Origin of the sequence: Pseudomonas sp. R45(2017), from assembly GCF_002112305.1 — a bacterium.
Taxonomy (GTDB): Bacteria; Pseudomonadota; Gammaproteobacteria; order Pseudomonadales; family Pseudomonadaceae; genus Aquipseudomonas; species Aquipseudomonas paraglycinae.
In genome coordinates this window covers 384,848-397,733 of sequence record NZ_NEHH01000004.1, presented here as the reverse complement: position 1 = coordinate 397,733, position 12,886 = coordinate 384,848, and the positions used below count along the sequence as shown (strand labels likewise).

Here is a 12,886-nt window from a genome sequence, read left to right as displayed (position 1 = left end):
GGCCTCATCGGTTCGTTGTCTGGCGCAGCAGCATGGTGCCGCCGCGCTGAGTAAATTCAAGTTTGTTCAGGGCGCTCATGCCGAGCAGCACCTGATCGCCATGCAGCCCCGGCGCCACCAGTGCGCGGACGTCCCGCAGCACGATGTCGCCCAGTTGCAGGCGGTCGATACGGGTGCGATAGCCCTGGCTCAGGCCATTGGCCGTGCTCAGGGTCACACCGAAACCTTCTTCCAGCCGAAGGTTTTTCGCCACCTCGGCCGGGATTGCCACGTCGGTCGCGCCGGTGTCGAGCATGAACTCCACCGGCCGACCGTTGATCAGGCCGCTGGCGACAAAATGTCCCTGGGCGTTGCCGATCAATTTCACTTCGATAAAGCCGTTGCCCTGCAGCGAAGCCACTTCCACGTTGGGATTACGCTGGCGTTCTTCCCACTGGCCGAAAAACCGCGTGGCCAGAAACAGCGCCGCGCACCACGCCAGAATCATCAGCACCCGACCGGCGCGTTTGCCCGGCGGTTGCTGGCTCATGGCTTGGCGCTCCAGCCACCCTCGGGCGCGGCGAAACGCCAGATGATCGGGCGAACCTCGCCATCGGCGCGCGGGCCGAAATTGTTGTCGACGCCGATCCAGGCACCCTGTGCATCGACGACCAGCGCCTCTTCCAGGCCGAAGTTCTGTGAATAACGCCGATTGGCCTGCAACAGCTCGGCCGCATACGACCAGCAGAGCTCGACCTTGGCCGTCTGCGCATCCCGTCGACAGATCTGGTACGCGTTGCGCTCAAGGGTAAACAGCTTGCCGTTGAACAGGGAGATATCGGAAAAATCCCGATTGACCGGACGGGCTTTCGGGAACTGCGGCGGTTGCATTTCCATGCCGCCCTCGCTGAGCAACACGCAGCGACCGTCACAATCCCACACTGTCTGCTGGCGCTTGATCAGCAACAAGCCACGGCTTTGCCGCTCGGCGGCCAGCCACATCTGATCGCCCGCCGGGTTGATTGCCAGGCCTTCGAATATCGCATTGAATTGCAGCAACATCCCGCTGGCCCGCGCCTCGCGCACCATCATCGGCGAGATTTTCAGCCACGACGACGGCCCCTGCGGCGGTACTTGCAGCACGGCCGCGTGGGCTTCGCTGACGATGTAGCGGTTACCGGCGCTATCACAGCTGATGCCTTCGAAATCCAGATCGCCGCCACGAATGAACGACGCCGCCCAGGTGCGCGAACTGATGCCCCACGGCAAGCCGCTGTCCGGCACTTTCGGCGGATCGATGCGCACGGCCGTGGCCTGCCAGACCCGGTCGCGGATATCGAGACGGTAGATCTGATCATCGTCGCGGTCCGAAACCGTCCACAGGTCATTACCGCACAAGGCCAGCCCCGACAGATTGCCGCCGCGCATGCCTTCGACCGGGTGTTCGGCGAGCACGCGCAATTCTTGCACAGGCTCTGCCGACACCGTCATCGAACCCAGCAGCAACGCACCCGCCAAGGTCCAGCCAAACCGCATCAGGCCAGAACCTCGGCAAGGTTGCCCTTGGATTCGAGCCAGGTCTTGCGGTCGCCGGCGCGTTTCTTCGCCAGCAGCATGTCCATCATTTCCGAGGTCTGGGCGAAGTCGTCCCCGAGGGTCAACTGCACCAGACGCCGGGTGTTCGGGTCCATGGTGGTTTCGCGCAGTTGCGGCGGGTTCATTTCACCCAGGCCTTTGAATCGGGTGACCTGTGGCTTGCCGCGTTTCTTCTCGGCCACCAGACGGTCGAGGATCCCGTCGCGCTCGGCTTCGTCGAGGGCGTAGTAAATCTCTTTGCCCAGATCGATGCGGTAGAGCGGCGGCATCGCCACGTAGACGTGACCGGCATCCACCAGCGGGCGGAAATGCTGGACGAACAAGGCGCACAACAATGTTGCGATGTGCAGACCGTCGGAGTCGGCGTCGGCGAGGATGCAGATCTTGCCGTAGCGCAGCTGGCTCATGTCCTCGGCGCCCGGATCGACACCGATGGCTACGGCGATGTTGTGCACTTCCTGGCTGGCCAGCACTTCGCTGCCGTCGACTTCCCAAGTGTTGAGGATCTTGCCGCGCAACGGCAGGATCGCCTGGAATTCCTTGTCCCGCGCCTGCTTGGCAGAACCGCCGGCGGAATCACCTTCCACCAGGAACAGCTCGGAACGCATCGGATCCTGCCCGGCGCAATCGGCCAGTTTGCCCGGCAACGCCGGCCCCTGGGTGATGCGCTTGCGCTCGACTTTCTTGCTGGCCTTCAGGCGACGGCCGGCGTTGCTGATTGCCAGTTCGGCCAGCGCCAGACCGGTTTCCGGGTTGGCATTGAGCCACAGGCTGAACGCGTCCTTGACCACACCGGAAACGAAAGCCGCTGCTTCACGAGACGACAGACGCTCCTTGGTCTGGCCGGAGAATTGCGGCTCCTGCATCTTCATCGACAGGACGAAAGCAATGCGCTCCCAAACGTCTTCCGGCGCCAGCTTCACGCCACGCGGCAGCAGACTGCGGAATTCGCAGAACTCGCGCATCGCATCAAGCAGGCCCTGACGCAGACCGTTGACGTGGGTGCCGCCCTGCTCCGTCGGGATCAGGTTGACGTAGCTTTCAGTGACCGAGGTGCCACCTTCCGGCAGCCACAGCAAGGCCCACTCGACCGCTTCCTTGGTACCGGCCAGGTTGCCGCAGAACGGCGCGTCCGGCAGGCGCTCGAATTCGCTGACCGCGTCCACCAGGTAGGAACGCAGGCCGTCTTCGTAATGCCACTCGACCTTCTCGCCAGTGCCTTTGTCTTCGAAACTGATCAGCAGCCCCGGGCACAGAACGGCCTTGGCCTTGAGCACGTGCTTGAGGCGGCTGATGGAGAATTTCGGCGAATCGAAGTATTTCGGATCCGGCGCGAAGTACACGCTGGTCCCGGTATTGCGCTTGCCGACGGTGCCGATGACTTGCAGATCGGTGGCCTTGAAGCCGTCGGCAAAGGTCATTTCATATTCGTTGCCGTCACGCTTGACCCGCACCCGTACCTGGGTCGACAAGGCGTTGACCACCGAAATACCCACCCCGTGCAGACCACCGGAGAACTGGTAGTTCTTGTTGGAAAACTTGCCGCCCGCATGGAGCTTGGTGAGGATCAGCTCGACGCCCGACACACCCTCTTCCGGATGGATGTCGACCGGCATGCCACGGCCGTCGTCGCAGACTTCCAGCGAATGATCGGCATGGAGGATGACCTGGATCGATTTGGCGTGGCCGGCCAAGGCTTCGTCGACGCTGTTGTCGATGACTTCCTGGGCAAGGTGGTTCGGCCGACTGGTGTCGGTGTACATGCCGGGGCGCTTGCGCACCGGGTCGAGGCCCGAGAGGACTTCGATGGCGTCGGCGTTATAGGAGCTAGCGCTGGGAGTGGCCATAGGGTCTCGTCGTCAGTGAATCAATGAAAATGGGGCAAGACTTCACAGTGCGGTGAAATCGATTGCCTGATAGGTATCGGCACCAATCCCGGCAAAGCTGAGCAATGCCGGCAATTGTGTAACAAATCCCTGGAAACTGTGGTCGCCGCCGGCCTGAATGCGCAAGGCGCAGGCCCGGTAATACTGCTGGGCAAGGCGATAATCCAGCGTTTCATCCCCGGTCTGCAACCATACCTGATAACGCTGCGGATCCTGCGGCGCCGGCACTTCCAGCTCGGCCAGGGCCGTCACGTGGTCGTGGGTCAGCTCCCAGGTTTCGTCGGTGTACAGGTTTTTCTGGGTGCCCAGGTATCCGTCGAACATCCGGTGCGGACTGACGGCCGGGTTGACCAGCAAGGCTTTCAAGCCATGGCGCTCGGCCAGGTGAGTCGCATAGTAGCCGCCGAGCGAGCTTCCCACCAGCAATGGCCGGCCGAGTTCGGCGATTGCCTGTTCCAGCTGACCGATGGCTTCGCGCGGGTGGTGATGCAGCGCCGGCACACGCAGTTGATCGCTCAAACCCAGCCGCTCCATCACCTCGACCAGCTGACAGGCCTTTTTCGAGGCCGGCGCACTGTTGAAACCATGGATATAGAGAATCGAACCGGACATTTGAGCTCCCTGGGCGTCGGCTGAAGATAGCGGAGTTTACAGGGAGTCTTGGTGGGTTGGGCCAGCTGTCCATTCGTTATCAAAAATAGCCTTGTTAGCTGATCAGATAACAAAGCAAAATTTGATAACAAATAAGGAACTTTCGTTGTTTATCTGTACTGATAACCTATTCTGCATCGATAACCTTGGCTGATCACCCCCGAAAAAATTGGGATCAAGCATGCAAAGCAAAGTATCTGATCATCACGAAAAAAGCCTGCTGGCCGGTTTCGTTTCGGTGCTTGAGGAAGCGACCGGTGTTTCGGTCATACGCATCTGCGAGCAGGTTCAAAGCGAAGGAAGCGTGCTGGATGCCGTGGTAGAAGCCGCTGCATCTGAAGAACAGTGGCATGTCCCGATCGAGATTCTGAACGAAGGCTATCCCCGCGATGTTCGAGATGCGGCGTGGACATTAGAGGGTTATCGCGCCCGGCTTCGCGCAAATGCTCATGAAAAAAACGTGATACCCATGGTCATCGCGAAACACCTGAGCAAAGGTGCCCGCGAAGAGTTGAAAGTAAGAAACATCGGTTACTACGACTCAAGCGGCTCCATGCATCTGCGCCATGATCGGTGGCTGATCCACATCGAGCGCCCTTACGCAGGCAAAAAAGAGGTGGGCACCTTCTCTCTCTTCAGCCGCTCCAGAGAGAAAGTGATACACGCTCTTCTCCACCTGAAAGGAGACTGGTTCACCGGCTATCAGCTTGCTGAGGCATCTGAAACATCCGTCTACTCGGTCTCCGTTGTGCTCAAGGAGCTCGAAAAACTCGAATGGGTGGTTACATCTGACGGACGCGGCCGGGACCAGCGCCGTAAACTCAGCCAACCCGGAAAGCTGCTCGACGCCTGGGCTGCCGCCCGCCAGAAATCCAAAGAAACGAAATCTCGCTGGTATCTATTCTCCTCGAGCGCTGAAAATCTCCTCACTCAAGTCTCGCTGACGGCGATGAAGTCAGGCATCCCGGGCGACTGGGCAGTGACGGGGGCGGCGGCTGCAAACGCATTGTCACCTCTTTTGACCGGAGTCGATGTCGCCGAGATCGCAATCCCTTCGGAGTCCGTCAGCGGTTTTGTGGCGGCCTTGGCACTAAGACCCGCCGAGAAAGGCTCGAACATCGTACTGATTGAACGCAGCGGCGCAGAAATGCTGTTCCGCCAAAAGCATGAGGGAACATGGTTTGCCAGCCCCTTTATTCAATACATCGACCTGCTGGATGGTCGCGGAAGAAACAAGGAACTGGCCGCCCGGTTTCGTGCAGACATTCTAAGGATCTGATGATGGCTGTGGCCCCCAAGCCTAAAACCGCTGACGGCTACTCCAGCGACCATACCAATGCTTGCGAGCAGGTTCTCGTTACACTGCTGGGCGCATTCGGAACACTTAAAGCAACGATTCGACTGGTTGGCGGCCTCGTCCCGCGCTATCTCACGCCCGAAGCGCCTCCGAACGTTCCGCCACATGCAGGCACATCGGATGTAGACGTCGTCCTCAATCTTCAAGTGATCGCCGAGGGCGGAGGCTATGCATCATTGGCCCAACAGTTGGCCGGACGGGGCTTTGAACGCTTCACGGAAGACAATGGGTGGGCATCCGCCTGGCGCTGGCAACGCCGTATTTCCGACCGGCATGTTGTACTCGTCGAGTTTCTGAGAGGCGCAATCGAACAAAAACCGTTCTCGACGATATCCATCGATGGTGAAGAGGTTTCCGCCCTCGCTATAGAGCATGCGGAAATCACTCATGACTGGTTCGAAGAAAAACGCGTGACCGCAACGCTGCTGGATGGCAAAGGCATTGCAATTGAAGATATCCGGTATGCGGATCTGGTAGCGTTCATCATCCTCAAGGCGCTTGCATTCGACAGCCGTGGAGAACCCAAGGACGCCGGTGATCTGATTCACGTCATGCAATACGCCGGCCCTCCGGAATACATATCCGATCAGTTCCTGACCAAGCTCCAAAGCGGCAAACATGCTGATGCTCTGGATGCAGGCCTGGGCGCTCTGCAAAGAAAATTTGCAGAGGGAAATGGTGTGGAAGGTTACCTTTTGACAGGCCCGGTGCTGTACGGCCAGTTCATGTACGGCAACGATGAGGAAGTCTCAGAGCAGCGCATTCAAGCCCAACGATATGCAGCCGGTCTCGTGACGGAAGTGCTTCGATTGATTCGCATCTGAGGTGAAGCAGCACGGACGAAGAAATCAGTAACCGTCAGAGCCGTAATCAACCTGAAAATCGAATCCCGTGACACGTTCCACACCGGTCTCGATCCGACCATCCGGCAACAACCGCAACCAGCGATATCCCGGCGCCTGTTCGCCGACCTTGAAATCTGCGCTGCCTGGCTCGAACTGGATGCAGGTCGACGGCGAGGCTATCAGCCGTACGCCGTTGCGCTCGCGGTCGATCTCCTGATGGACATGCCCCCACAGCACGGCACGGGCCTGCGGGAAACGGTCGAGCACTTCGAAAAACGCTTCCGGATTACGCAAGCCGATCGGCTCCATCCAGGCGCAATCGATCGACACCGGATGGTGGTGGAAACACACCAGATGATGGCGATCCGGCGCTTCGCTCAGGGAGCGGGCGAGCAATTGCAGCTGGTCGTCCTGCAAATACCCCGGCACCGATCCGGGCACGGCCGAATCGAGCAGGGTCACGCGCCAGTTGCCGACGTCCACCACGGACTCCAGCAGCGCACTCTTCACAGTCGCCTGAGCCATGATCTGTGGCTCGTCGTGGTTGCCGGGAATCCAGCGGGCCGGCGCGTCGATCTGCGCCGTCATCTGCCGGAATTGCTGGTAGGACTCCAGCGTACCGTCCTGGGACAGGTCGCCGCTGGCAACGATCAGGTCGATCCGCGGTTGCTGTTCGAGCACCAGTTCGATGACTTTCTGCAGGCTCTCGCGGGTGTTCATGCCAAGCAACGTTCCGTCCGCCTCGGCGAACAGATGACTGTCAGAGAGCTGCACCAGCAACGCCGTGTCGGCGGTGGTCAAAGTCGATACGCTCGGCAAGGCGTTCTCCCCCGGGATCGCGGGACTGGATAGGTGCGGCAATTATGCGGGGGGACAGCGCAAAGAGAAACCGGCGAACCGGACGCAGTTCACAACTTGCGGTGGTTATCGGACCGCCGCGTATTCGTGTCCGCACGCCAGGCAATGACTCAGCCACTCGCCCAGGAACAGATTGAGCTGGGCCTTCTCGTCCGGCTGATGCATGGCCGCATTCGGGTAAGGATAGACGCCGCGAAACCGTCGCGCATGCTCGGCGCTGATCACCTCGGCCATGCGCGCGTCGTGATAGACCTGCACTTCCAGTTGCGGCACCGGCAGCCACGGCAGGCTGTGTTCCTGACGCACCTGCAGGGTCGTGGTGTAAGGACAGGCCTGCAGCACTTCCAGGGTCAGTACGCCGAGCATCTGGTCGCCCTGGGTCACGGCGATTCGCCGTGCCTCGGGGTCGCTGCGCATGTCCGGCAACAGTCGCATCAGGCGCGCGTAGTTCGCCTCGCAGGCGGCTTGCAGGCCCACGAGGTCGACGCGGTAGCGATCGCGCAGCTTGTTTACGACCATAGCCCCCTCACTTCGGCGCGATTGAGCGCCAGCCACTGCAAGGCGATGATGCTCGCCGCATTGGCAATCCGTCCGTCACGTACGGCCTGCAGGGCATCTTCAAAAGCCCAGACCGTGACGCGAATATCTTCAGCTTCTTCCTCCAGCCCATGCAGGCCGCCCGCGCCTTCGGTGCTGCAACGCCCCAGATACAAATGCACGAATTCGTTGCTGCCGCCCGGCGATGGAAAGTATTTGGTCATCGGCCACAGGGCCTTGATGTCCAGCCCAGCTTCCTCCTGTGCCTCGCGGTGAGCAACTTCTTCCGGCTGTTCGTCCTTGTCGATCAGACCGGCGACCAGCTCCACCAGCCACGGGTTATCGGCCTTGCCCATCGCGCCGACGCGAAACTGCTCGATCAGCACCACTTCATCGCGCTGCGGATCGTAGGGCAGCATGCACACCGCATCGTGGCGCACGAACACTTCACGATTGATTTCGCGGCTCATGCCACCGGCGAACAGTTCGTGGCGCAAGTGCAGACGGTCGAGCTTGTAGAAGCCCTCGTAGCACTGCTCGCGTCGCACGATATCGACGGCGGACGGAATGGCTTTGGCAAAATCGGTCATGAGCATCCTCTTTACTGCAAATCCAATACGAGGCGCCTTACCTGCGACCTCGACTTCGCGCCATCCTAACGCGCCGGTGACGTTTGATGCAGCCCCTTTACTGTCAGCGGGATGGACGGTGGAGGCGAAACCCACTCTAATTAGCTTAGTGGCGAACTGACCGCTTCGTTGAGAGTCGAAGCGGTAACTTTTTGCCTTCCCCTGCTTCAGAAAGGACGCCCATGTCGCTTTTCAAAATCGCCTCCGTGGCCGCCATCGCCCTGACCCTGGGCGCCTGCGCCAGCCTGTTCCAGCCCAACTACCGCACGCCGCTGGAAACCACCCGCGACGCCTCGGAAACGCTGAAACCGGGCTGTTCCAACCCGGACTGCCCGCTGGTGAACATCGATACGTTGCGCTTCCCGGCAGAACCGGCGCTGGACGGCATCATCGAAAAACGCCTGCTGCAGATGACCCGCACCGCACCGAACGCCCCGGTAGCGCCGACGCTGGCAGCGTATCGCGAGCAGTTCCTGGCCACCGCCGGCCCGCGCAACAGCAGCTATTTGCAGGCGAAAGTACGCGAGCAGCATGACGGTCTGGTGATCATCGAAACCTCGAGCTACCTGGACACCGGCGGCGCCCACGGTACGCCGGGCCGAGGTTTCATCAACTATTCGCGTCAGCAGCACAAGGTGCTGACCCTGGCGGACATGCTTCTGCCGGGTCAGGAAGAAGCGTTCTGGAAAGCCGCGCAAGTGGCGCACAACAGCTGGCTGATCAGCACCAAGCTCGATCAGGAACCGGAGTTCGTGAAGAGCTGGCCATTCGTTAAAACCCCGAACGTGGCGCTGACCTACGGCGGCGTGATCCTCAAGTACGACGTGACCACCATCGCGCCTTATGCGCTGGGCCACGTCGAACTGAAGATCCCTTACCCGCGCCTGAACGGCATTCTCAAGCCCGAGCTGTTTCCCGGCCGTAACTGAAAGCCCGACCGAGCACCAGTTGCAGCAGTCCTGCCAGCACCAGCGCCGGCAGGGTTGCGCCGACATCCGGATACAGATTGGCCAGCAAGTGATAGGTGCTGATGCCACCCAGCCAGGCCAATAGTGCCGGCCAGCGCAACGCGGCCGACGCCACCTGGGCACTGCGCTTGCGCAGGATGAAGTGATCCACCAGCACCACGCCGAACAGCGGCGCAAACACCGAACCGATCAACAGCAGGAAGTTCTGGTATTGCGCCAGTGGCGCGAGCAAGGCAATCAAGGTGCAGATCACGCCGATGGCCAGCGCCAGATGCTCGACTTTCAGACGCAACAGAATCCCGCTGGAAACCGCTGCCGAGTGAATGTCGGCGAAAGCGTTTTCCGACTCGTCCAGCAGAATCAGCAGCAGCGGAATCCCGAGGCCTGCACCGGCCAGCGCCAACAGCAGCGCGTTGACTTCACCGCTCGGCGCGAAGGCCAGGGTGTAGGCGACGCCGAGGCTCATCAGCCAGAAGTTGCCGATGAAGAAACCGATCGCCGTACCGCCGAACACGTTCTTCGCCTTCTTGCCGAAACGCGAGTAGTCGGCAATCAGTGGCAGCCACGACAGCGGCATCGCAATCGCAATGTCGAAGCCCACGGCGAGCGACATCGAGCCATCCCCGGCCCTTGCCCACAAGGCGGCAAGATCGGCCTTGGCGAACAGGTTCCAGGTCAGCCAGATGCACGCGGCCAGAATCAGCCAGATGCCCCATTTGCGCAGGATCTTGCGCACGAACGTCAACGGCCCGCTGATCGCGAGCAAGGTCGCCAGCGCACCGAAGCACAACGTCCACAGCATCGGACTGGCCCACAGCGAACCTTCGCTGAACGCACGGGTGCCGAGCAGACTGGCGGCGTCGCGCATGACGATAATTTCGAACGAGCCCCATCCGATCAGTTGCAGCAGGTTGAGCAGCGCCGGCAGGCTCGCACCTTTGCTGCCAAGGCTGAGTTTCAGCGCGGCCATCGACGACAGGCCGGTGTCGCTGCCGATCACGCCAACGGCGGCCAGCAACAGGACGCCGACCAGGGTGCCGAGGAAGATCGCCAGCAGCGATCCCGACAGGCCCAGCCCCGGCGCCAGCAGCGCACCGGTCTGCAAGACCATCAGGCCGATGCCGAGGGAAAACCACAGGGAAAACAGATCGCGACCGCCGAACACACGCTGGTTGCCGGGTACGGCGAGGTCGGGGGAATAAGTACCGGGTTGAATGCTCAAGGACGTTTCTCACAGAGAAGCAGAAAAAAGCTGCAAGCTGCAAGCTACAAGTCAGAAGCGATATGCGGACTGCTTCTCCTCTTGTAGCTTGTAGCTTGCCGCTCGTGGCTAGACTTTCTTGTACAGCTGACTGCCTTCCTTCTTGAACCGCTCGGCCTGTTCCGCCAGGCCCTGGGCGACGTCCACGTCGACCGCGTCGATCCGCTGGTTGGCCGCGTATTCGCGGACTTCCTGAGTGATCTTCATCGAGCAGAATTTCGGCCCGCACATCGAACAGAAATGCGCGACCTTCGCCGAATCCTTCGGCAGGGTTTCATCGTGATACGAACGGGCGGTGTCCGGGTCCAGACCGAGGTTGAACTGGTCTTCCCAACGGAATTCGAAACGCGCCTTGCTCAAGGCGTTGTCGCGAATCTGCGCGCCCGGATGTCCCTTGGCCAGGTCCGCGGCGTGAGCGGCGATCTTGTAGGTGATGATCCCGGTCTTCACGTCATCCTTGTTCGGCAGACCCAGGTGCTCCTTCGGCGTCACGTAGCAGAGCATCGCGCAACCGAACCAGCCGATCATCGCCGCACCGATGCCGGAGGTGATGTGGTCGTAACCCGGTGCGATGTCGGTGGTCAGCGGGCCGAGGGTGTAGAACGGCGCCTCGTCGCAGCATTCCAGCTGCTTGTCCATGTTCTCTTTGATCAACTGCATCGGCACGTGGCCCGGGCCTTCGATCATGCATTGCACGTCGTGCTTCCAGGCGATCTTGGTCAGCTCGCCGAGGGTTTCCAGTTCGCCGAACTGCGCTTCGTCGTTGGCGTCGGCAATCGAGCCCGGACGCAGGCCGTCGCCCAGCGAGAAGCTGACGTCGTAGGCCTTCATGATTTCGCAGATTTCGTCGAAGTGGGTGTAGAGGAAGTTCTCTTTGTGGTGGGCCAGGCACCACTTGGCCATGATCGAACCGCCACGGGACACGATGCCGGTCACGCGTTTGGCGGTCAGCGGCACGTAGCGCAGCAACACGCCGGCGTGGATGGTGAAGTAGTCGACGCCCTGCTCGGCCTGTTCGATCAGCGTGTCGCGGAATAGCTCCCAAGTCAGGTCTTCGGCGACGCCATTCACTTTTTCCAGCGCCTGATAAATCGGCACGGTGCCGATCGGAACCGGCGAGTTGCGGATGATCCACTCGCGGGTTTCGTGAATGTGTTTGCCGGTGGACAAGTCCATCACGGTGTCCGAGCCCCAGCGAATGCCCCAGGTCAGTTTCGCCACTTCTTCTTCGATGGACGAACCCAGCGCGCTGTTGCCGATGTTGCCGTTGATCTTCACCAGGAAGTTACGGCCGATGATCATCGGTTCCAGTTCGACGTGGTTGATGTTGGCCGGAATGATCGCGCGGCCACGGGCGATTTCTTCGCGGACGAATTCAGGGGTGATTTCTTTCGGGATGCTCGCGCCGAAGCTGTGGCCGGCGTGCTGCTGCTTCAACAGACCGGCAGCGCGGGCCTCTTGCAGCTTCATGTTTTCGCGGATGGCGACGTATTCCATCTCGGCGGTGATGATGCCTTTGCGGGCGTAGTGCATCTGGCTGACGTTGGCCCCGGCCTTGGCGCGGCGCGGGTTGTTGACGTGGGCGAAACGCAGTTTGGTCAGCTCCGGATCGGCCAGGCGCTCCTGACCGAAATTCGAACTCAGGCCTGGCAGGCGCTCGGTGTCGCCACGGTCATCGATCCACGCCGAACGCACGTCGCCCAGACCTTTGCGCACGTCGATCACCACGTTCGGATCGGTGTACGGGCCCGAGGTGTCGTAGACGGTGACCGGCGCATTGATTTCGCCGCCGAAGTCGGTCGGGGTCACATCGAGGGTGATTTCGCGCATCGGCACGCGGATGTCCGGGCGGGAGCCCTGAACGTAGACTTTTTGCGAACGGGTGAACGGTTGAACCGACTGCTCGTCGACCTTGGCCGAGTCACTCAGGTTGATCGCGTTTTTAGATTTTGTAGTCATCACGGGCTCTCCAGACAGCATCCAGGCAGTGGATTGTCGGAGCAGAACCTGAAAGGCACGGACGCACCAGGACTGGTGCTGTGCATCGTCGTCGAGCGTTCGATTGTCGAACAATATCCCGGACGAAGCACAAGAGGACTCGCCGGGTGACGAGAAATCTTGTTCCCTACGCAGGCGCTAACCTGATCAGGTTCAACGGGATCCGAAATTATTCGATCTCAGCCTCATAGCAAGGCACCCCGACAAGAACCCGGCCAGTCTAGACACAACCGGCAAAGAACGCCAACACCGCGGTAAACACCATGATGAATGGCGCAATTGGCAGATTGTTGCCTGCCGCCTGCGCTACTACACTCGCTA

The 12,886-nt window shown here is 60.5% G+C and carries 12 protein-coding genes and 1 riboswitch; of the genes, 3 read left to right on the top strand and 9 right to left on the bottom strand.

The genetic code is table 11. The annotated features are described in order from the left end of the window. Positions 1–4: 4 nt before the first annotated feature. The 4 genes from CAF74_RS11885 to CAF74_RS11870 are packed head-to-tail and all read right to left on the bottom strand — an operon-like array spanning position 5 to position 4,073. Positions 5–529, bottom strand: a complete 525-nt coding sequence (locus CAF74_RS11885; protein ID WP_085746489.1) for a TIGR02281 family clan AA aspartic protease — start codon at positions 527–529, stop codon at positions 5–7. Continuing rightward, positions 526–1,515, bottom strand: coding sequence for an esterase-like activity of phytase family protein (locus CAF74_RS11880; RefSeq protein ID WP_085746488.1), 990 nt, complete (start codon positions 1,513–1,515; stop codon positions 526–528). Before CAF74_RS11880 ends, CAF74_RS11885 begins: the two co-directional genes overlap by 4 nt. Continuing rightward, entirely contained in the window at positions 1,515–3,422 is a 1,908-nt protein-coding gene (gene parE, locus CAF74_RS11875; protein ID WP_039766602.1) for a DNA topoisomerase IV subunit B, read from the bottom strand. The genes CAF74_RS11880 and parE overlap by 1 nt, the downstream gene beginning before the upstream one ends. Before the next feature lie 42 nt (positions 3,423–3,464). Beyond that, positions 3,465–4,073: a YqiA/YcfP family alpha/beta fold hydrolase gene (locus CAF74_RS11870; RefSeq protein ID WP_064382909.1), complete on the bottom strand. Its 609-nt coding sequence runs from the start codon at positions 4,071–4,073 to the stop codon at positions 3,465–3,467. Positions 4,074–4,293: 220 nt separating this feature from the next. Between CAF74_RS11870 and CAF74_RS11865 the strand changes: the two genes are divergently transcribed. Further along, entirely contained in the window at positions 4,294–5,391 is a 1,098-nt protein-coding gene (locus tag CAF74_RS11865; RefSeq protein ID WP_085746487.1) for a type IV toxin-antitoxin system AbiEi family antitoxin, read from the top strand. Positions 5,392–5,393: 2 nt separating this feature from the next. Further along, complete coding sequence (locus CAF74_RS11860) at positions 5,394–6,293, top strand: hypothetical protein (RefSeq protein WP_085746486.1); 900 nt, start codon at positions 5,394–5,396, stop codon at positions 6,291–6,293. A gap of 24 nt (positions 6,294–6,317) precedes the next feature. Here CAF74_RS11860 and cpdA read toward each other — a convergent pair whose 3' ends face one another. The 3 genes from cpdA to CAF74_RS11845 all read right to left on the bottom strand — a co-directional run bounded on the left by cpdA (position 6,318) and on the right by CAF74_RS11845 (position 8,299). Next, positions 6,318–7,133: a 3',5'-cyclic-AMP phosphodiesterase gene (gene cpdA / locus CAF74_RS11855; protein ID WP_085746485.1), complete on the bottom strand. Its 816-nt coding sequence runs from the start codon at positions 7,131–7,133 to the stop codon at positions 6,318–6,320. Positions 7,134–7,238: 105 nt separating this feature from the next. Beyond that, positions 7,239–7,691: a DUF1249 domain-containing protein gene (locus CAF74_RS11850; protein ID WP_007952222.1), complete on the bottom strand. Its 453-nt coding sequence runs from the start codon at positions 7,689–7,691 to the stop codon at positions 7,239–7,241. Next, positions 7,682–8,299 (bottom strand): NUDIX domain-containing protein, encoded by a 618-nt coding sequence (locus CAF74_RS11845; RefSeq protein ID WP_085746484.1) that lies wholly within the window; start codon positions 8,297–8,299, stop codon positions 7,682–7,684. The genes CAF74_RS11850 and CAF74_RS11845 overlap by 10 nt, the downstream gene beginning before the upstream one ends. Positions 8,300–8,520: 221 nt before the next feature. On the opposite strand from CAF74_RS11845, the gene CAF74_RS11840 reads away from it, so the two are divergent. Continuing rightward, a complete protein-coding gene (locus tag CAF74_RS11840) occupies positions 8,521–9,267 on the top strand; it encodes an RsiV family protein (protein ID WP_085746483.1) in 747 nt (248 codons plus the stop codon). On the opposite strand, the gene cytX is transcribed toward CAF74_RS11840, so the two are convergent. Both cytX and thiC read right to left on the bottom strand, forming a co-directional pair. Next, complete coding sequence (cytX, locus tag CAF74_RS11835; protein ID WP_085746482.1) at positions 9,236–10,528, bottom strand: putative hydroxymethylpyrimidine transporter CytX; 1,293 nt, start codon at positions 10,526–10,528, stop codon at positions 9,236–9,238. The genes CAF74_RS11840 and cytX overlap by 32 nt on opposite strands. A gap of 108 nt (positions 10,529–10,636) precedes the next feature. Then, on the bottom strand, positions 10,637–12,526 hold the full coding sequence (gene thiC, locus CAF74_RS11830; RefSeq protein ID WP_011332157.1) for a phosphomethylpyrimidine synthase ThiC: 1,890 nt from the start codon (positions 12,524–12,526) through the stop codon (positions 10,637–10,639). A 146-nt stretch (positions 12,527–12,672) separates the two neighbouring features. Continuing rightward, positions 12,673–12,778: riboswitch (TPP riboswitch) on the bottom strand. Between the last annotated feature and the right edge of the window lie 108 nt (positions 12,779–12,886).